The organism is Kitasatospora sp. NPDC049258 (genome assembly GCF_040678895.1).
Taxonomy (GTDB): domain Bacteria; phylum Actinomycetota; class Actinomycetes; order Streptomycetales; family Streptomycetaceae; genus Kitasatospora.
Genome location: NZ_JBFAQT010000032.1, coordinates 51251 through 70179 on the forward strand (window position 1 = coordinate 51251; position 18929 = coordinate 70179).

Annotated in this window: 12 protein-coding genes; 10 read left to right on the plus strand and 2 right to left on the minus strand. The window is 70.8% G+C overall.

Features of this window, described 5'->3' with window-relative positions; all coding sequences use genetic code 11:
- The first annotated feature begins 20 nt into the window (after window positions 1–20).
- Entirely contained in the window at window positions 21–1286 is a 1266-nt protein-coding gene (gene mycP, locus AB0K43_RS23970; protein ID WP_363642994.1) for a type VII secretion-associated serine protease mycosin, read from the plus strand.
- 67 nt (window positions 1287–1353) lie between these two features.
- On the opposite strand, the gene AB0K43_RS23975 is transcribed toward mycP, so the two are convergent.
- Together AB0K43_RS23975 and eccCa are read right to left on the minus strand one after the other, a co-directional pair.
- Window positions 1354–2763: an APC family permease gene (locus tag AB0K43_RS23975; protein ID WP_363642996.1), complete on the minus strand. Its 1410-nt coding sequence runs from the start codon at window positions 2761–2763 to the stop codon at window positions 1354–1356.
- Window positions 2764–3240: 477 nt separating this feature from the next.
- On the minus strand, window positions 3241–7194 hold the full coding sequence (eccCa, locus tag AB0K43_RS23980) for a type VII secretion protein EccCa (RefSeq protein WP_363642998.1): 3954 nt from the start codon (window positions 7192–7194) through the stop codon (window positions 3241–3243).
- 406 nt (window positions 7195–7600) lie between these two features.
- Here eccCa and eccD point away from each other — a divergent pair, with 406 nt between their 5' ends.
- The 9 genes from eccD (at window position 7601) to AB0K43_RS24025 (ending at window position 18602) form a co-directional block, all read left to right on the plus strand.
- Window positions 7601–9055, plus strand: a complete 1455-nt coding sequence (eccD, locus tag AB0K43_RS23985) for a type VII secretion integral membrane protein EccD (RefSeq protein WP_363643000.1) — start codon at window positions 7601–7603, stop codon at window positions 9053–9055.
- Between the two features lie 145 nt (window positions 9056–9200).
- Entirely contained in the window at window positions 9201–9491 is a 291-nt protein-coding gene (rpsO, locus tag AB0K43_RS23990; protein ID WP_350643483.1) for a 30S ribosomal protein S15, read from the plus strand.
- Between the two features lie 419 nt (window positions 9492–9910).
- A complete protein-coding gene (locus tag AB0K43_RS23995; protein ID WP_363643003.1) occupies window positions 9911–12118 on the plus strand; it encodes a polyribonucleotide nucleotidyltransferase in 2208 nt (735 codons plus the stop codon).
- A gap of 90 nt (window positions 12119–12208) precedes the next feature.
- A complete protein-coding gene (locus AB0K43_RS24000; RefSeq protein ID WP_363643004.1) occupies window positions 12209–13561 on the plus strand; it encodes a pitrilysin family protein in 1353 nt (450 codons plus the stop codon).
- Window positions 13562–13575: 14 nt separating this feature from the next.
- Window positions 13576–14322 (plus strand): 4-hydroxy-tetrahydrodipicolinate reductase, encoded by a 747-nt coding sequence (gene dapB, locus AB0K43_RS24005; protein ID WP_363643006.1) that lies wholly within the window; start codon window positions 13576–13578, stop codon window positions 14320–14322.
- A 7-nt stretch (window positions 14323–14329) separates the two neighbouring features.
- A complete protein-coding gene (locus AB0K43_RS24010) occupies window positions 14330–14770 on the plus strand; it encodes a tetratricopeptide repeat protein (RefSeq protein WP_363643008.1) in 441 nt (146 codons plus the stop codon).
- Between the two features lie 100 nt (window positions 14771–14870).
- Window positions 14871–15605: an FAD-dependent thymidylate synthase gene (thyX, locus tag AB0K43_RS24015; RefSeq protein WP_363643010.1), complete on the plus strand. Its 735-nt coding sequence runs from the start codon at window positions 14871–14873 to the stop codon at window positions 15603–15605.
- 239 nt (window positions 15606–15844) lie between these two features.
- Window positions 15845–16744, plus strand: a complete 900-nt coding sequence (gene dapA, locus AB0K43_RS24020; RefSeq protein ID WP_363643012.1) for a 4-hydroxy-tetrahydrodipicolinate synthase — start codon at window positions 15845–15847, stop codon at window positions 16742–16744.
- A gap of 172 nt (window positions 16745–16916) precedes the next feature.
- Entirely contained in the window at window positions 16917–18602 is a 1686-nt protein-coding gene (locus tag AB0K43_RS24025) for a ribonuclease J (RefSeq protein ID WP_363643014.1), read from the plus strand.
- Window positions 18603–18929: the final 327 nt, after the last annotated feature.

Here is an 18929-nt window from a genome sequence, read left to right on the forward strand (position 1 = left end):
AGAGGGGTAGACAGGTGTCGTTGGGTACGTACCGCAGGGCGGCCTCGGTGTGCGTGGTGCTGGGTGCGGTCGGCGCGCTGGCCGCCGGGCCGGCGTACGCGGCGCCGCCCCGGGCGGACAGCCCGGGGGGCGGGGAGCGGGCGCCGATCTCGATAGCCGCCGCGGGTGAGTGCACCTTCCCGTCACCGGTGGTGGCGAGCACCCCGTGGGCCCTGCAGCGGGTGCTGCTGGACGAGTTGTGGCAGGCCGGCACCGGTAGCGATGTCGCCGTCGCGGTGATCGACACCGGTGTGGACAACTCCAACCCGCAGCTCAGGGACAAGGTGGTCGACGGGAGCTCGCTGCTCAAGGATCGCCAGACCGGCGCCTCGGACGGCGGCAACGGCTTCACCGACAAGGTCGGGCACGGGACGAAGGTCGCCGGCATCATCGCCGCCAAGCCGATGGGCGGCACCGGCTTCGTCGGCCTGGCCAAGGACGCCTCGATCCTGAGCATCCGGCAGAACGACAGCGACGGCAACGGCGACGTCAGCTCGCTGATCACCGCGATCGACATCGCGGTCGGCAAGGGCGTCAAGGTCATCAACATCTCGCAGGACGTCCGGGCCACCGGCGAGGAGGGCAACTTCGCCTTCAAGGACGAGCTGAAGGCGGCGCTCAAGCGGGCCGAGGACAAGCAGATCGTGGTCGTCGCCTCCTCCGGCAACGACGGGCACGAGGGCGACACCTTCCCCGCGGCCTTCGACACCGTGCTGGCGGTCGGCGCCTCGGACCGCAACAACGAGCGGGCCCCGTTCTCCCAGTACGGCAAGTTCCTGGACGTGGTCGCACCCGGGGTGGACATGCTGTCCACCGTCCCGGCCGGCGGCCACTGCGTGGACAACGGCACCAGCTTCTCCACCCCGTACGTGGCGGGCGTGGCCGCGATCCTCAAGGGGATGTACCCCACGTGGACGGCGGCCCAGGTCCGGGCCCGGATCGAGCAGAGCGCGCAGCGCAATGAACGGGGCTGGAACAAGTTCATCGGCTGGGGCGTGGTCGACCCGGTGAAGGCGGTCCAGGGCGGACCGGACCAGGACCCGGTGCCGCACGAGGACGCCAAGGTCAAGCTGGACTCCGCCCCGATCGTGGCGCAGCCGCTCGGCCTGGCGGAGACCCAGGCCGACCGCGACCGGCGCACCGGCACCTTCGTGCTGGCCGCCGGAGCCCTGGCGGTCGCCGGGCTGGCGGGCGGCTCGGTGGTGCTGCGGGACTTCCGCCGCCGGCGCGGCCAGCAGCAGGTCTGAGCGCGTCAAGGCCGGTGGCCCCGAACCCTGTGCGGGTTCGGGGCCACCGGCCGTTCGCGGGGAGGCCTCAGGCCTCGCCGTCCTCCGGGATGGTGATCACCCAGCGGTCGTCCTGCCGGGGCCGCAGGTAGCAGAGCCAGTACAGGCTGGCCGCGACGGTGATCCCGCCGGTCCACAGCAGGGCGGTGACGTCGAGCTGGGTGAGCACGTAGCCGAGCACCACGATCAGCAGCACGGGCAGCACCGGCCAGAGCGGCTGGCGCCAGGCCGGGGCGGTCTTGTGCCGGCCCTTGCGGGAGAACAGCGCGGCGACGGCGACCAGCAGGTAGAGCGCGGCGACGGCGACCCCGGTGATGTTGGTGAGCAGCCCGTTCGGGACGAAGCAGAGCACCGCGCCGGGGATGCCGACGGCCAGGGTGGAGACCCACGGGGCGCCGTGCCGGTTGAGCGCGCCGAAGGCCTTGTTGACCGGCTCGGGCCAGGCCTTGTCGCGGCCGGAGGCGAACAGCACCCGGGAGTTCTGGATCACCATGACGATGCCGGCGTTGATGATGGCCAGCGCGATGCAGAGGCTGATGAAGGTGCCGACCGCGGAGTTGCTCCAGCCGGCCACCAGCGCGGAGACGTCGCCGTTGGTCAGCGCGTCCAGATCGGGGGCACCCATGGTGATCGCGGCGACCGGGACGAGGATGACCACGACCGACAGGGCCAGGGTCCACAGCACGGTGCGGGCGACGTTGCGGCGGGGGTTCTCCAGCTCCTCGGAGAGGTAGATCGCGGTGGAGAAGCCCTGGGTGACGAAGAGCGCCGTGCCCATCGCCGCGAGGATCGCCCCGAAGCCGACCGCGCTGGTGGCGCCGGCGCCGTCGCCCAGCGCGCCGTGCAGCATCGAGCCGACCCCGCGCTCGCTGTGCGAGAAGCCCAGCACCGACACCACACCGGCCGCGATGACCTCCAGCACCAGGAAGACCCCGGTGATCCAGGCGTTGGCCCGCAGGTCCAGCAGACCGGCCACGGTGGCGGCCAGCATCACCGCGGCGCCGGCCCACTTGGCGTCGACGTTCATGATCGGTGCGAGGTAGTCGGCCGTGCCGATGGCGATCACCGAGGGCACGATCATCACCACGATCAGGGACTGGATGAACACCAGCCAGCCGGAGAAGCGGCCCGCCAGGGTGCCGACCATGGCGTACTCGCCGCCGGCGCTGGGGATCAGGGTGCCGAGCTCGGAGTAACAGAACGCCACCGCGATACAGAGCACCGAGCCGATCGCGATCGACATCGCGGTCGCCGTGCCGAGGGTCTGGAACAGTCCGGGGACCAGGACGAACAGCGAGGAGGCCGGGGTGACGCAGGAGAGCGTCAGCAGGGTGCCGCCCACGACGCCGATCGAACGGGTGAGCTTCTTCGGCGTCCCCGCCGTGGTCGGGCCGGCCTCGGGGGCGGCGACGACCTGCGGGGGAAGCGTGTCGGTCATGCGGGGTCCGATCGACTGGGGCGCTGATGGGGGGCGGGAGCGGTATCGCCTCCGAACGGCGTGGCCGGTGTCTTTTCCTGGTCGCTCCCGAAGCGTCATGGAACCTGACGGGATCGGGCGCGTCAACGCCGATCTCCTTCGGAATCCGTTGCCCGATCGGCTGTCCGGATCGGATCCCATGGTCACGTGCGGCAATCTTCTTCTTTGTCCGACTTGTTAACTTCGATGAACGGCACATGAATCAAAGGTGGATCGCAAAAAACCCCGTCGAATCCAAGGCTTCTCCGGGGTGGTTCAACCTGTGCCCCAACCGGCCCGCGGCGCTGCCGCGATGCCCCGCGGGGGTACGGGAACCGCAGCCGGGCCCGGCAAAAAGTTAGGTAACGTTCTGGCACATTCCACGGAGCGGAAACGCCGGAGGGCCGGACCCCTTCCGGGATCCGGCCCTCCGGCTCGCTCACCGCGGGCGGTGTGCCGTCACGGTGCCGGTAGCCAGCCCGTCTGGACGGTCTGACCGGCCGTGATCCGGCGCGAGACGAAGACGCCCCGGCCCGGCGGCAGCGGCTGCGGCTTGGCCGTGCCGAGCAGCGCACCCTCGCCCTTGTCGCCGGAGAGCAGCACGCCCTGGCCGCCCAGCTCGCGCATCCGCTGCATGACCGGCTCGAACAGGGCGCGGCCGGCGCCACCGGCGCTGCGCGCGATGATCATGCGCAGGCCGATGTCACGGGCGAACGGCAGGAACTCGGCCAACGGGGCCAGCGGGTTGCCCGAGGCGGTGGCGACCAGCTCGTAGTCGTCCACGATCACGAACATGTCCTTGCCGCTGTACCAGCTGCGGTTGCGCAGCTGCTCGGGCGTGACGTCCGGCCCGGGCAGCCGGCGGGAGCAGGCCCCGCGCAGCATCTCCACGATGGAGGTCATGGCGGGCGCGGCCGCCGCGTACTCCACCAGGTACTCCGGCGGCACCACACCGAGCAGCGAGCGGCGGAAGTCGCCGATCACGATGCCGGCCTGGTCCGGGGTGTACCGCTCGGTGATCTGCTTGATCAGCATCCGGAGCACCGCCGACTTACCCGACTCGCTCTCACCGAAGACGATGAACAGCGGGTCGGACTCGAAGTTGACGAAGACCGGTGCCAGCTCGACCTCGTCCACCGCGAAGGCCACACCCAGCTCGGGGTGCTCGAAGCCCTTGGGCAGCGCGTTGCCGTCCAGCACCTGCGGCAGCATCCGGACCTGCGGCGCGCGCGGGCCCGCCCAGGCGGCGTTGACCTGGGCGACCAGGTCGGCGGTGCCGTCCGCCAGGTCCTCCACCGCACTGGAGCCGTCCAGTCGCGGCAGGCCGCTCAGGAAGTGCAGCTTGGCGGCGGTCAGACCGCGGCCGGGCGCCCCGGCCGGGACGTTCTGCGCGACCTTGCGGTCGATCTCCGACTCCATCGAGTCGCCGAGCCGCAGCTCGGTGCGGTTCTGCAGCAGGTCCTTCAGCGCCGGGCGGACCTCGGCGTAGCGGGCCGCCGTGACGATCACGTGGACGCCGTAGCCGAGACCGCGCTGGGCGATGTCGGAGATGACCGGCTCCAGGACCTCGAACTCCTGCTTGAAGGTCAGCCAGCCGTCGATCATCAGGAAGACGTCGCCGAACTGCTCGTCCGGCAGCTGGCCGGCGGCCCGCCTGGTCCGGTAGGTGGCGATGGTGTCGATGCCGGTGGCCCGGAAGAGCTCCTCCCGGCGGTTCAGCACCCCGTGCACCTCGCTGACCATGCGGCGGACCTTCTCGACGTCCAGACGCCCCGCCACCCCGCCGACGTGCGGCAGGTCGGACAGCGAGCCGAAGCCGCCACCACCGAAGTCGAGCAGGTAGAACTGCGTCTCGACCGGGGTGTGGGTGACCGCGAAGCCCGCCACCATGGTGCGGATCAGCGTCGACTTGCCGGACATCGGACCGCCGACGATCAGACCGTGACCGGCCGCCCCCGAGTAGTCCTGGTACAGCACGTCGCGGCGCTGGTCGCGGGGCTTGTCGACGATGCCGACCGGCACCACCAGCCGCCCGAGCGCGCCGTACTCCGGCGAGGTGAGACCGCGGTCCGCGGTGGCCTGGAGCGGCGGCACCAGCTGGTCGACGCTGGGCGCCTCCTCCAGCGGCGGCAGCCACACCTGGTGGGCCGGCGGGCCCTGGCTGAGCATCCGCGCCACGAACACGTCGAGCATGGTGTCGAGCAGCGAGTCGTCGATCTCCTCGACCTCGTCGATCACCTCCTCGACCACCGGCTCGACGATCGGCACCTCGGAAGCGGTGAACAGCACCGGCTGCGCGGTGACGGTCGAGCCGCCGACGCTGCGCTGCTGGCCCGGCGGCCGGTACGGGCCGGACACGTACGCGGCCCGGAACCGCTCCATCACGTCGGAGCCGAACTTGAGGTAGCCGACACCGGGCACCGGCGGCAGGTGGTAGGCGTCCGGCACGCCGATCGCGGCCCGCGACTCCGCGGCGGAGAAGGTGCGCAGGCCCAGGCGGTAGGACAGGAAGGTGTCCAGGCCGCGCAGCTTGCCCTCCTCCAGGCGCTGCGAGGCGAGCAGCATGTGCATACCCAGCGAACGACCGATCCGGCCGATCTGGATGAACAGATCGATGAAGTCGGGCTTGGCGGTGAGGAGTTCGGAGAACTCATCGATGATCATCACCAGCGAGGGCAGCGGGTCGAGCGCCGCGCCGGCGGCCCGCGCTCGCTCGTACTCGTTGATGTTGGCGTAGTTGCCCGCCGCCCGCAGCAGCTCCTGGCGGCGGTTCATCTCGCCCTCGATCGCATCGCGCATGCGGTCGATGAGGGTGGCCTCGCCCTCCAGGTTGGTGATCACCGCGGCGGTGTGCGGCATCTCCGACATACCGGCGAAGGTGGCGCCACCCTTGAAGTCGGCCAGGACGAAGTTGAGGATCTCCGAGGAGTGCGTCACCGCGAGCGCCAGCACCAGGGTGCGCAGCACCTCGGACTTGCCGGAACCGGTGGCGCCGACGCACATGCCGTGCGGGCCCATGCCCTCCAGCGAGGCTTCCTTGATGTCCAGCCAGACGTACTCGCCGTTGGTGCCCACGCCCAGCGGCACCCGGAGCTTCTCGCGCATCGGCCGCGGCCGCCAGTGCCGGGCCGGGTCGAAGGAGCCCGGGTCACCGGTGTTCATCATCTCGGTGAAGTCCATGCTGACCAGCGACGGGTCGCCGTCGTCACCGCCGGCCGACACCCGGAACGGGGCCAGCTGGCGGGCCAGCGCCTCGGACTGCCAGATCGACAGCACGTCCGGCCGGCCGGAGTAGGAGGCGCCGGAGGCGGCCTCCAGCAGCAGCTCGTCCTTGCCGACGGTGATCATCAGGTGGCCGCCGGGCTCGTCCAGGTCGCCGGGGACGACCTCCAGCACGGTGACGCCCTGGACACCCTCGACACCGCCGAGCAGCGAGTCCTGCGGCACCGCGGCGCCGTCCATGATGACCACGATGTGCGGCTGGTCGGGCGAGGGCACGGTGTCCCGGGAGAAGCCCTTGCGGCCGGCCAACTCGTCGGCCAGCAGCTCCTCCAGCTCGCCCAGCCCGGTGGCGATCAGACGGCGCGAACCGGCACCGTCGTTCTCCTTGCGGTGCTGGGTGTGCGGCAGCCACTTCGCCCACTCCCACTCGTCCACCGCGCCCGGCGCGGCGGCGACCGCCACGATCAGGTCCTCGGGCGAGTGCAGGGTGGTCAACTGGGCCACCATCGCCCGGACGTTGCCGTACACGGCGTCCGGGTCGCCGGAGACCATGATGTGGTAGAAGGCGCGCAGCGAGACCGACAGCGGCAGGTCCTGCAGCGTGCCGTGGGCCTTGATGAAGGTGCCCATCGCCTCGGCCGCGAGCGGCTCCAGCTCGTCCATCGGCGCGGTCTGCGGCGCCCGGATCGGGGTAGACAGCTGCTGCGGCCCGCGCCCGAGCCTGATCTGCGCGAAGTCCGCGTCACCGGGCCTTCGCTCCCACAGCCGGCGGCCCTCGGCCACGATCGACCAGAGCTGGTCGGGCTCGGGGTGCGTGAACAGCAGCGAGCCGCGCTGGTGCTCCGCGGTGCGGCGGACCTGACGGCGCATCTGCTGCAGGTACTTCAGGTAGTCGCGCCGCTCGTCCGCGGTGCCCGCGCTACCGCCCTTGCGGGCCTTGACGATCTGCGCCACCGCCATGCCGGCGGTGGAGGCGACCATCAGGACGCCCATCATCTTCATCGGCCCCTGGGCGCCCGGCGAGAAGAAGAAGGCCGCCGATCCGCCCATGCCGAGCAGCGGCAGCAAGGACATCATCCAGTCCTCGCCACCGCCGCGGGGAAGCTCCGGCGGAGCCACCAGCTCCACCGGCTCGTCCGGTACCGGGGGCGGATACGCCCTCGCCGGACGCTTGACGGTTACCACGCTCATGCGACCGCCTCGTACTGCTCGCTCACCACGGCATCAGCCCTCACGCAACTGGATACGTACGGGTGAGGGCGCCCCGTGTGATGACGCCGCCCCCGCTCCGCCGACCGCAGGCGCTACAAGGGGGTTACTGCGTTCGACCGCCCCCGTACGCCTCGCGCAGGGGCCGATCCTACTGCTCCGCCCGGATCGTTCGGCCACGGGGGCGCACCGAGCGCCGCCGCGCGCCGGGCCCGCCATCTGCCGCGCTGTCAACTGCCGGCACGGCGAGGGGGTGGCGAGCGAGGTGCCGCAGGCTGGCGGTAGGGTAACGCCGCGCCAACTCTTGGCCGGATCGTGTCAGTTCCGGACCGGCCGGGTCAGCGGCGCCTAGCTGACTTACCGACACAGTCAACGAGGGGGAGGTCCGGTGAGCGGAAACGCCACGACCGGATTCTGCCGGGTCACAGTCGTGGCGCCGGACAGCAGGATCGATGTCGCCCTGCCGGAGGATGTGCCGCTCGCGGACATCTACCCCGAGGTGCTGCGGCTCTCCGGTCAGACCCAGGTGGACGGGGCGCCCACGGGCTTCCACCTGGTGCGCCGCGACGGCTCGGTCCTCGACAGCGGTCTGCCGCTGGCCGCCCAGCAGGTGCGCGACGGCGATCTGCTGAGCCTGCGCCCGTTCGCCGAGTCGCTGCCGCCGGCCGTCTACGACGACGTGGCCGACGCCATCGCCAAGGCCGTCGAGGCCGACCGCCGGTTCTGGAGCGCCGACCTGATGCGGGCCTTCGGCCTGATCGGCGGCACCGTGCTGCTCACCCTGCTGGGCTTCGCCCTCTGGTACTCCGACGTCAGCCACGACATGTACGGCCTGCCCGGCATCCTCTCCGGCGTCACCGCCGTGGTGCTGGTCGCGTACGCCGGTGTCCGGGCCCGGGTCTACGACGACCACGACGCCGCGCTCGCGCTCGGCCTCGGCGCGCTGCCGCACACCCTGATCGCCGGCTCCGGCATCATCGCCGTCGCGCACCGCGGCGACGGCCCCGGCCGGCTGCAGTTCCTGGTCGGCTGCGTGGCCGTGCTGATCGTCGCGGTGCTGCTGGTCGGCCTGCTGCCGGAGAAGGACTCGGTCTTCGTCGCCGCCGCCTTCCTCGCGGCCGCCGGCACCCTGGCCACCTTCGCCGCGGTGCTGCTGCCCGGCACCTCGCCCACCCACATCGCCGCCGTCACCGGCGTCGCAGCGGTCGCCGCGGTCGGCTTCCTGCCGGCCCTCTCGGCCCGCTTCGCCCGGCTCCCGGTCGGCTTCAGCGCCCCCGGCCAGACCCGCACCCGCGGCACCTCCTTCGCGGAGGAGACCGACCACGCCGAGACCGTCCAGTACGAGCGGATCGCCCACCAGGCCCGCCGCGGCCACGAGGTGCTGGTCGGCCTGGTGGCCGGCAGCGCCGCGACCGTGGTCGGCGCCTGCGCCGTGCTCGGCTTCAGCGACGGCGCCTTCGCCGAGCTGCTCGCGCTGGCCCTCGGTGTGTCGACCATGCTGCGGGCCCGGCTGTTCCGCTACACCGCGCAGGTCTTCAGCCTGACCGTGGCCGGTCTGGCCGGCCTCGGCCTGCTGATCCTCGGCCTGTCCCTGAACACCCCGCTGTTCCTGCTGCGGGCCGGCGAGACCGCGATCGACCTGCGCACCGTCTGGCTGGCCGCCTCGATCGCGTTCGGCGCCGCGGTGCTCACCGCGATCGCGCTGATCGTCCCCAAGCAGGGCGTCTCGCCGTTCTGGGGCCGTATCCTCGACATGATCGACGGCCTGATGCTGATCTCGCTCGTGCCGCTCGCGCTGGCCGTGCTGAACATCTACGCCCTGGTCCGCGGCGCCACCAGCTGACCTGCGCACCGCGCACCCCGGCGCCCGCCGGCCGCCCCCTGGCAGGGGCCGCCGGCGGGCGCTGGTACTCTTGGTCAGTCCGGGCTCTGTCAGATTCTGTGTCGCCTACCAGGATCGCTCGGCGAAAACCTTTGAAGGAGTTGCAGTGGCTCTCGACGCCGCCGTCAAGAAGCAGATCATCGCCGAGTTCGGTCAGAAGGAGGGCGACACGGGCTCCCCCGAGGTCCAGGTCGCCATGCTCTCCCGCCGCATCTCGGACCTGACCGGCCACCTCAAGCTGCACAAGCACGACCACCACTCGCGTCGTGGCCTGCTGATCCTGGTCGGCCAGCGTCGCCGCCTGCTGCAGTACCTGGCCAAGAAGGACATCGAGCGTTTCCGTACCCTGGTCGACCGCCTCGGCATCCGCCGCGGCGCCGCCGGCGGCGCTCGCTGAGACCGCACCGTGGGGCGGCTCCCCTTCCCGGGGGAGCCGCCCTTCGGCACATCCGCCCCGCAGACACCGGAGGATTTCCACAAGCGTGGCAATCACCGGGTCGATAGGGTGTGAATTTGTAAGGTGAGGGGCATGCCCGGTCAGGACGGCGACACGACGCCGCAAGAACCGGGGCAGCAGCACCGGCACCACAAGCGGGCCGCTGGCTTCAAACGGAAGCCGCCCGCACCAGGGGAGCGTCCACACGCGACCACCTACCAGCAGGCCAGAGGCGCCGGTCCTCGGTAGTGGCCCCCGGGAGTCCCAGCAGCGGACGGCCCGGAGGCTTCGATCGAAGACCGGCCCAGATCGCCCGGGCCATCGGTAGGCAAAGCGCAGGGGCGCTCCTCGGGAAACGTACGAAAGAGGAGATCTTCCAGGTGGAAGAGAACGTGTTCTACGCCGAGGCCGTCATCGACAACGGCAGCTTCGGCACCCGTACCATCCGCTTCGAGACCGGCCGGCTGGCCCGTCAGGCCGCCGGCTCCGCCGTGGCCTACCTGGACGACGACACCATGGTGCTGTCGGCCACCAGCGCCTCCAAGCAGCCGAAGGAGCACTTCGACTTCTTCCCGCTCACGGTGGACGTCGAGGAGCGGATGTACGCCGCGGGCCGGATCCCCGGCTCGTTCTTCCGTCGCGAGGGCCGGCCCTCCGAGGACGCGATCCTCACCTGCCGCCTGATCGACCGCCCGCTGCGCCCGTCCTTCGTCAAGGGCCTGCGCAACGAGATCCAGGTCGTCGTGACCGTCATGGCGCTCAACCCCGACCACCTGTACGACGTGGTGGCCATCAACGCCGCCTCCGCGTCCACCCAGCTGGCCGGCCTGCCGTTCTCCGGCCCGATCGGCGGCGTCCGCGTCGCGCTGATCAAGGGCCAGTGGGTGGCGTTCCCGACCCACACCGAGCTCGAGGACGCGGTCTTCGACATGGTCGTGGCCGGCCGCGCGCTGCCGGACGGCGACGTCGCGATCATGATGGTCGAGGCCGAGGCCACCACCAGGACCATCAAGCTGGTCGAGGGCGGCGCCGACGCGCCGACCGAGGAGGTCGTGGCCGCCGGCCTCGAGGCCGCCAAGCCGTTCATCAAGGTGCTCTGCGCCGCCCAGTCGCAGCTGGCCGCCCAGGCCGCCAAGCCGACCGGCGAGTTCCCGGTCTTCCTGGAGTACCAGGACGACGTCCTCGCCGCGCTGACCGCCGCCGTCAAGCCCGAGCTGGCCAAGGCGCTCACCATCGCCGGCAAGCAGGACCGGCAGAACGAGATCGACCGCATCAAGGCGATCGCCGCCGAGAAGCTGCTCCCGGAGTTCGAGGGCCGCGAGAAGGAGATCGGCGCGGCCTACAACGCGCTGACCAAGAAGATCGTCCGCGAGCGCGTCATCAAGGACAAGGTCCGCATCGACGGCCGCGGCGTGACGGACATCCGTACGCTGGCCGCTGAGGTCGAGGCCATCCCGCGGGTGCACGGCTCGGCGCTGTTCGAGCGTGGCGAGACCCAGATCCTGGGCGTCACCACCCTCAACATGCTCCGCATGGAGCAGCAGCTCGACACGCTCTCCCCGGAGACCCGTCGCCGCTACATGCACAACTACAACTTCCCGCCGTACTCGGTCGGCGAGACCGGTCGCGTGGGCTCGCCCAAGCGCCGCGAGATCGGCCACGGCGCGCTGGCCGAGCGGGCGATCCTGCCCGTGCTGCCGACCCGCGAGGAGTTCCCCTACGCGATCCGCCAGGTCTCCGAGGCGCTGAGCTCCAACGGCTCCACCTCGATGGGCTCGGTCTGCGCCTCCACCATGTCGCTGCTGAACGCCGGTGTGCCGCTGAAGGCCGCCGTCGCCGGTATCGCCATGGGCCTGATCTCGCAGGAGATCGACGGTGAGACGCACTTCGTCACGCTGACCGACATCCTGGGCGCCGAGGACGCGTACGGCGACATGGACTTCAAGGTCGCCGGTACCCGCAACTTCATCACCGCCCTGCAGCTGGACACCAAGCTGAACGGCATCCCGGCCTCCGTCCTGGCCGCCGCGCTCAAGCAGGCCAAGGACGCCCGTCTGCACATCCTCGATGTGATGAACGAGGCCATCGACGCGCCCGACGAGATGTCGCCGAACGCGCCGCGCATCATCACCATCAAGATCCCGGTGGACAAGATCGGTGAGGTCATCGGCCCCAAGGGCAAGATGATCAACCAGATCCAGGAGGACACCGGCGCGGACATCACCATCGAGGACGACGGCACCATCTACATCGGTGCGGTCGACGGTCCCTCGGCGGAGGCTGCCCGTACGACGATCAACCAGATCGCCAACCCGACCATGCCGGAGGTCGGCGAGCGCTACCTGGGCACCGTGGTGAAGACCACGACGTTCGGCGCGTTCGTGTCGCTCATGCCGGGCAAGGACGGCCTGCTGCACATCTCGCAGATCCGCAAGCTCGCCGGTGGCAAGCGTGTGGAGAACGTCGAGGACGTCGTCGCGGTCGGCTCCAAGGTCCAGGTCGAGATCGCCGAGATCGACCCCCGCGGCAAGCTCTCGCTGATCCCGGTCATCGAGGGCGAAGAGGGCGGCGAGGCCGCGTCCGAGTGACGCGGCGCTAGCTCCACCCTGCGGCCCGCACGCCACACGGCGCGCGGGCCGCACCCTGTTGTCTCCCCAGTTCCTTACGGAGGTCCACCCGTGGCTCAGGCCTCGGCAGCGAAGCAGCGTCCCGGCACCACCCGGACCCTGCTCAAGGGCGTCGACGGCGCCGGCACGGTGCGCCGCACCGTCCTCCCCGGCGGCCTGCGGGTCGTCACCGAGACCCTGCCCACGGTCCGGTCGGCGACCTTCGGCATCTGGGTCGGTGTCGGCTCCCGGGACGAGACCCCGGTCCTCAACGGGGCCACCCACTACCTGGAGCACCTGCTCTTCAAGGGCACCGAACGGCGCTCCGCCCTGGAGATCTCCTCCGCGCTGGACGCGGTCGGCGGCGAGATGAACGCCTTCACCGCCAAGGAGAACACCTGCTACTACGCCCGGGTCCTCGACACCGACCTGCCGCTGGCCATCGACGTGGTCTGCGACATGCTCACCGGTTCGCTGATCCGCCCCGAGGACGTGGAGGCCGAGCGCGGTGTCATCCTCGAGGAGATGGCGATGGCCGAGGACGACCCGGGCGACGTGGTGCACGACCTGTTCGCCAAGGTGATCTACGGCACCGGCCCGCTCGGCCGCCCGATCCTCGGCACCCAGGAGACCGTCACCGGCCTCAGCCGGGACCAGATCGCCGGCTTCTACCGCCGCCGCTACAAGCCCGAGAACCTGGTGGTCGCGGCCGCCGGCAACCTCGACCACGCCAAGGTGGTCCGGCTGGTCGAGCGGGCCTTCGCGCCCGTCCTGGCCAGCTCCGAGGGCCACCCCGCCGAGGTCCGCCGCGGCGTCAAGGCGGTTCGCACCGCCGGCCGGGTGGAGATGCTCAACCGCCCGACCGAGCAGGCCCACCTGGTGCTCGGAGTCCCCGGCGTGCCCCGGCACGACGAGCGGCGCTGGGCGATGGGCGTGCTCAACGCGGCGCTCGGCGGCGGGATGAGCTCGCGGCTGTTCCAGGAGGTCCGGGAGAAGCGCGGCCTGGCCTACTCGGTCTACTCCTACTCCTCCTCGTACGCCGACAGCGGCCTGTTCGGCATCTACGCCGGCTGCCAGCCCAAGCGGGTCGAGGAGGTGCTGAAGATCTGCCGGGCCGAGCTGGCCCGGGTGATCGAGGAGGGCATCACCGAGGAGGAGCTGCGGCGCGCCATCGGCCAGCTCTCCGGGTCCACCGTGCTCGGCATGGAGGACACCGGCTCGCTGATGAACCGGATCGGCAAGGCCGAGATCAGCTACGGCCACCACCTCTCGGTGGACGAGATGCTGGAGAAGATCGCCTCCGTCACCCTGGACGACGTCCACGCGGTGGCCCGCGACGTGCTGGGGGCACACCGGCCCTCGCTCGCGCTGATCGGCCCGATCAACGACCGGCGGGCCGCGAAGCTCGCCGACCTGCTGGCCTGAAGGGACTCCCCAAGATGACGCTGCGTGTCGCCGTGATCGGCGCCAAGGGCCGGATCGGCTCCGAGGCCGTCAAGGCCGTCGAGGCCGCCCCCGACCTGGAGCTGGTCGCCACCCTGGGCCGCGGCTCCGAGCTCGCCGAGCTCACCGCCGCCGGCGCCCAGGTCGCGGTGGAGCTGACCCACCCCGACTCGGTGATGGCCAACCTCGACTTCTGCCTGCGCCAGGGCATCCACGTGGTCACCGGCACCACCGGCTGGACGGAGGAGCGCCTGGCCACCGTCCGGGGCCTGCTGGCGCAGAGCCCGCGGACCGGTCTGCTGATCGCCCCGAACTTCTCCATCGGCGCCGTGCTCGCCATGCAGTTCGCCCAGCAGGCGGCCAAGTACTTCGAGTCGGTCGAGGTGGTCGAGCTGCACCACGACCGCAAGGCCGACGCGCCGTCCGGCACCGCCACCCGCACCGCCCAGCTGATCGCGGCCGCCCGGGACAAGGCCGGCCTGCCCCGCCAGTCCGACCCGACCACGCACGGCCTGCCCGGCGCCCGCGGCGCGGACGTGGACGGCGTCCCGGTCCACTCGGTCCGGCTGCGCGGCCTGCTGGCGCACCAGGAGGTGCTGTTCGGCGACGCCGGGGAGACCCTGACGCTGCGCCACGACTCGCTGCACCACAGCTCGTTCATGCCGGGCATCCTGCTCGGCGTGCGCACGGTGGTGGACCGGCCCGGCCTCACCCTCGGCCTCGAACACTTCCTGGACCTGTGAGCCCCCGATGACCTCGCGCACCGGCTTCCTCGTACTCTCCGCGGCCCTCGTGGTGGTCGCCCTGCTCTGCGTGCTCGAAGGCGTCCAGTTGATCGGCACCGGCGAGCCGCTCGGCATCGGCCTCGGCCTGTGCGCCTTCGTGATCCCCGCGCTCGGACTCTGGTTCCTGCGCCAGGTGTTCCGCTTCGGCCGGGCCAGCGAGCGGCTCGCCCGCGAGCTGGAGGCCGAGGGCGGCCTGCCGGTGGACGAGCTCCGCCGCACCGAGGGCGGCCGGATCGACCGGGCCTCGGCCGACGAGGTCTTCGCCCGCCGCCGGGCCGAGGCCGAGGAGGCCCCGCACGACTGGCGGGTCTGGTTCCGGCTCGCCGTGGCCTACGCGGACGCCGGCGACACGCCGCGCGCCCGCAAGGCCATGCAGCACGCCATCAAGCTCAATCCGGTGGCCTAGCCGGGCCCAGCGGTCCGGCCGGGCCGGACCGGGGCGGGCCCGCCGGCCTGGATAGGCTGGCCACCGTCACCGACCTGCACCATCTCTGGAGGATCTTCGCGTGAGCGACGACGTGGGCAACGACCCGCAGTTCCGCAGCGACGTCACGGTGGACCTGGTCCGCAGCGCCGCCGCCGACTCCGACGTGATCTGGGCCGCCCGGGTCTCGACGGCGGGTGAGCAGTCCCTGGAGGCGCTCCAGCAGGACCCGGCCAAGTCCGAAGGCCTGATCAACTACCTGATGCGGGACCGCCACGGCACCCCCTTCGAGCACAACTCGATGACCTTCTTCATCAGTGCACCGATCTTCGTCTTCCGCGAGTTCCACCGCCACCGCAGCGGCTGGTCCTACAACGAGGAGAGCGGGCGCTACCGCGAGCTGCAGCCGGTCTTCTACGTCCCCGGCGCCGACCGCAAGCTGGTCCAGCAGGGCCGCCCCGGCCGGTACGAGTTCGTCGACGGCACCGCCGAACAGGCGAAGGTCGTCACCGAGGCGATGGAGGCCTCCTACCGGGCGTCCTACCAGGCCTACCAGGAGATGCTGGCGGCCGGCGTCGCCCGCGAGGTGGCCCGCGCCGTGCTGCCGGTCGGCCTGTTCTCCTCGATGTACGCCACCTGCAACGCCCGCTCGCTGATGCACTTCCTCTCGCTGCGGACCAAGGCCGAGAACGCCAAGGTGCCGTCCTTCCCGCAGCGCGAGATCGAGATGGTCGCCGAGCAGATGGAGGCGGCCTGGGCGCAGCTCATGCCGCTCACCCGTGCGGCCTTCGAGAAGCACGGCCGAGTCGCACCCTGACCTGGGCCGATAGGCATATGGGCGGGTAGCCGGGCATGTCTGGATTGCAGCTTTTCCGGCCGCTCCCTACGCTCAGGACACGGATTCCGGTGCTGCATGAACCCCCGAGCATGCAGCACCGGGATCCCACTGTGTGACGGCCCCCCGACCCGTCCGCGCCCCTCAGCGGGCGGCCCCGCCTGTCCGAACGGTGGACCGGCGTGACTGCCCCCCTGGGGCCTACGAGTAGCTTTGGACCCATGGCTCCGACCTCCACCCCCCAGACGCCGTTCGGCCGGGTACTGACCGCGATGGTGACGCCGTTCACCGCGGACGGCGCCCTCGACCTCGACGGGGCGCAGCGACTCGCGGCGCACCTCGTCGACGCCGGCAACGACGGCCTGGTGCTCAACGGCACCACCGGCGAGTCCCCGACCACCAGCGACGCCGAGAAGGCCCAGCTGGTGCGCGCCGTGGTGGAGGCGGTGGGGGACCGGGCGCACGTGGTCACGGGCGTCGGCACCAACGACACCCGCCACAGCGTCGAGCTCGCCCGGCAGGCCGAGGCCGCCGGCGCGCACGGCCTGCTGGCCGTCACGCCGTACTACAGCAAGCCTCCGCAGGAGGGCCTGTACCGGCACAACCTCGCCATCGCGGATGCCACCGGCCTGCCGGTGATGCTGTACGACATCCCGGGCCGCAGCGGGGTCCCGCTCAGCCACGAGACCCTGGTCCGGCTCGGCGAGCACCCGCGGATCGTCGCCAACAAGGACGCCAAGGGTGATGTCGCAGCCGCCTCCTGGGCGATCGCGCGCTCCGGGCTGGCCTGGTACTCGGGCGACGACATCCTGACCCTGCCGCTGCTCTCGGTCGGAGCCGTCGGCGTGGTCAGCGTGGTCGCGCACGTGGCCGCCGCCGAGGTGCGGAGCATGATCGATGCGTTCACCGCCGGTGACGCCGCGAAGGCGCTCGCGATCCACCAGAGCCTGCTGCCCGTGTTCAGCGGTATGTTCCGCACCCAGGGCGTCATCCTCAGCAAGGCCGCGCTGGACCTCCAGGGCCACCCGGCCGGCCCGCTCCGCCTGCCCCTGATCTCCGCCACGGACGACGAGATTGCCGTCCTGAGGCAGGATCTGGCTACAGGCGGGGTACACCTGTAGCAGACACGGACGTGCGCGCCCCGGATCGCCGGGCCCCCCAAGGCCCGCCGCTGGACCGGAACGAAGGCGCGAAGGCACAGATGCCTGGCAAGTAGGAAACCAACGATGGACGCACGCCATATGTCGCCAGGGGCGGACCCGGACATGTGGCGTGCGTCGTAAGGAGAGTCTTTTGAGTCACCCGCACCCCGAACTCGGCGCACCCCCCGCACTCAAGGAGGGCGCCCTGCGCATCACTCCGCTCGGCGGTCTCGGCGAGATCGGCCGGAACATGACCGTGCTGGAGTACGGCAGCCGGATCCTGATCATCGACTGCGGGGTGCTCTTCCCCGAGGACGAGCAGCCCGGCATCGACCTGATCCTCCCGGACTTCAGCTACATCCGGGACCGGCTCGACAAGGTCGACGGCATCATTCTCACCCACGGGCACGAAGACCACATCGGCGCCGTCCCGTACCTGCTCCGGGAGAACCCGGACATCCCGCTGATCGGTTCCAAGCTCACCCTCGCGCTGATCGAGGCCAAGCTCGCCGAGCACCGGATCCGCCCGTACGTGCTGGAGGTGGCGGAGGGCGAGCGCGAGCGCATCGGCCCCTTCGACTGCGAGTTCATCGCCGTCAACCACTCCATCCCGGACGCCCTCGCGGTCGCCGTCCGGACCCCGGCCGGCATGGTCGTCGCCACCGGCGACTTCAAGATGGACCAGCTCCCGCTGGACGGCCGGCTCACCGACCTCCCCACCTTCGCCAAGCTGGCCGAGGAGGGCATGGACCTGCTGCTGGTGGACTCCACCAACGCCGAGGTCCCCGGCTTCATCCCGCACGAGCGCGACATCTCTGCTGCGCTGCGCAACGTCTTCGCCAGCGCGGAGCGGCGGATCATCGTCGCCTCGTTCGCCAGCCACGTGCACCGCATCCAGCAGGTGCTGGACGCCGCGCACGAGCACAAGCGCAAGGTCGCCTTCGTCGGCCGCTCGATGGTCCGCAACATGGGCATCGCCCGCGACCTGGGGTACCTGAAGGTCCCCGGCAACCTGGTGGTCGACGTCAAGACGCTGGACGACCTGCCCGCGGACAAGGTCGTGCTGGTCTGCACCGGCTCGCAGGGCGAGCCGATGGCGGCGCTCTCCCGGATGGCCAACCGCGACCACCAGATCCGGATCGTCGAGGGCGACACCGTCGTCATGGCCTCCTCGCTGATCCCCGGCAACGAGACCGCGATCTACCGCGTGATCAACGGCCTGACCCGCTGGGGCGCCAACGTCGTCCACAAGGGCAACGCCAAGGTGCACGTCTCGGGCCACGCCTCGGCCGGCGAGCTCCTGTACTTCTTCAACATCTGCAAGCCGCGCAACCTGATGCCGGTGCACGGTGAGTGGCGCCACCTGCGGGCCTGCGCGGACCTCGCGATCAAGACCGGGGTGCCGAAGGAGCGCACGGTCATCGCCGAGGACGGCGTCTGCGTGGACCTGGAGAACGGCGTCGCGAAGATCGTCGGCAAGGTGCAGGCCGGCTACGTCTACGTGGACGGCTCCTCGGTCGGTGACGTCACCGAGGCCTCGCTCAAGGACCGGCGCATCCTCGGTGAGGAGGGCTTCATCTCCGTCTTCGTGGTGGTCGACTCCACCAACGGCAAGATGGTCAGCGGCCCGACCATCCAGGCCCGCGGTTCCGGCATCGACGACGGTGCCTTCGGCCCGGTGGTGGCCAAGCTGGAGGAGGCGCTCAGCCGCTCCGCCAACGACGGTGTGCTGGAGGTCCGGCAGGTGCAGCAGCTGGTCCGGCGGACCATCGGCAAGTGGGTGGCGGACAACTACCGCCGCCGGCCGATGATCCTCCCGGTGGTCGTCGAGGTCTGACGGCCGCGCCGACGGCCGACCGGTCGAGGCCCGGTTTGACGCGGGGCAGCTCGGAGCGTAGTGTTCTCCGAGTTGCCCCGCTGCCGTTCGGATTCAGAGATGAATTCGAATTGGAGCCCGGGAAAACAGCCCGAGAAACTCTGCTAGAGTTCGGGAGCGCCGAAAGGCCCAAGCGAAATCCGATCGAATGAAACCCCGGTAAAACGGGGCGGAAAACATCTGATAAGCTTGGAACACGAAAGAACGAAGCGCCCGGAGAGTTCACGAGAGTGGCTCGAAGGAAGTGTCCGTTCCTTGAGAACTCAACAGCGTGCCAAAAGTCAACGC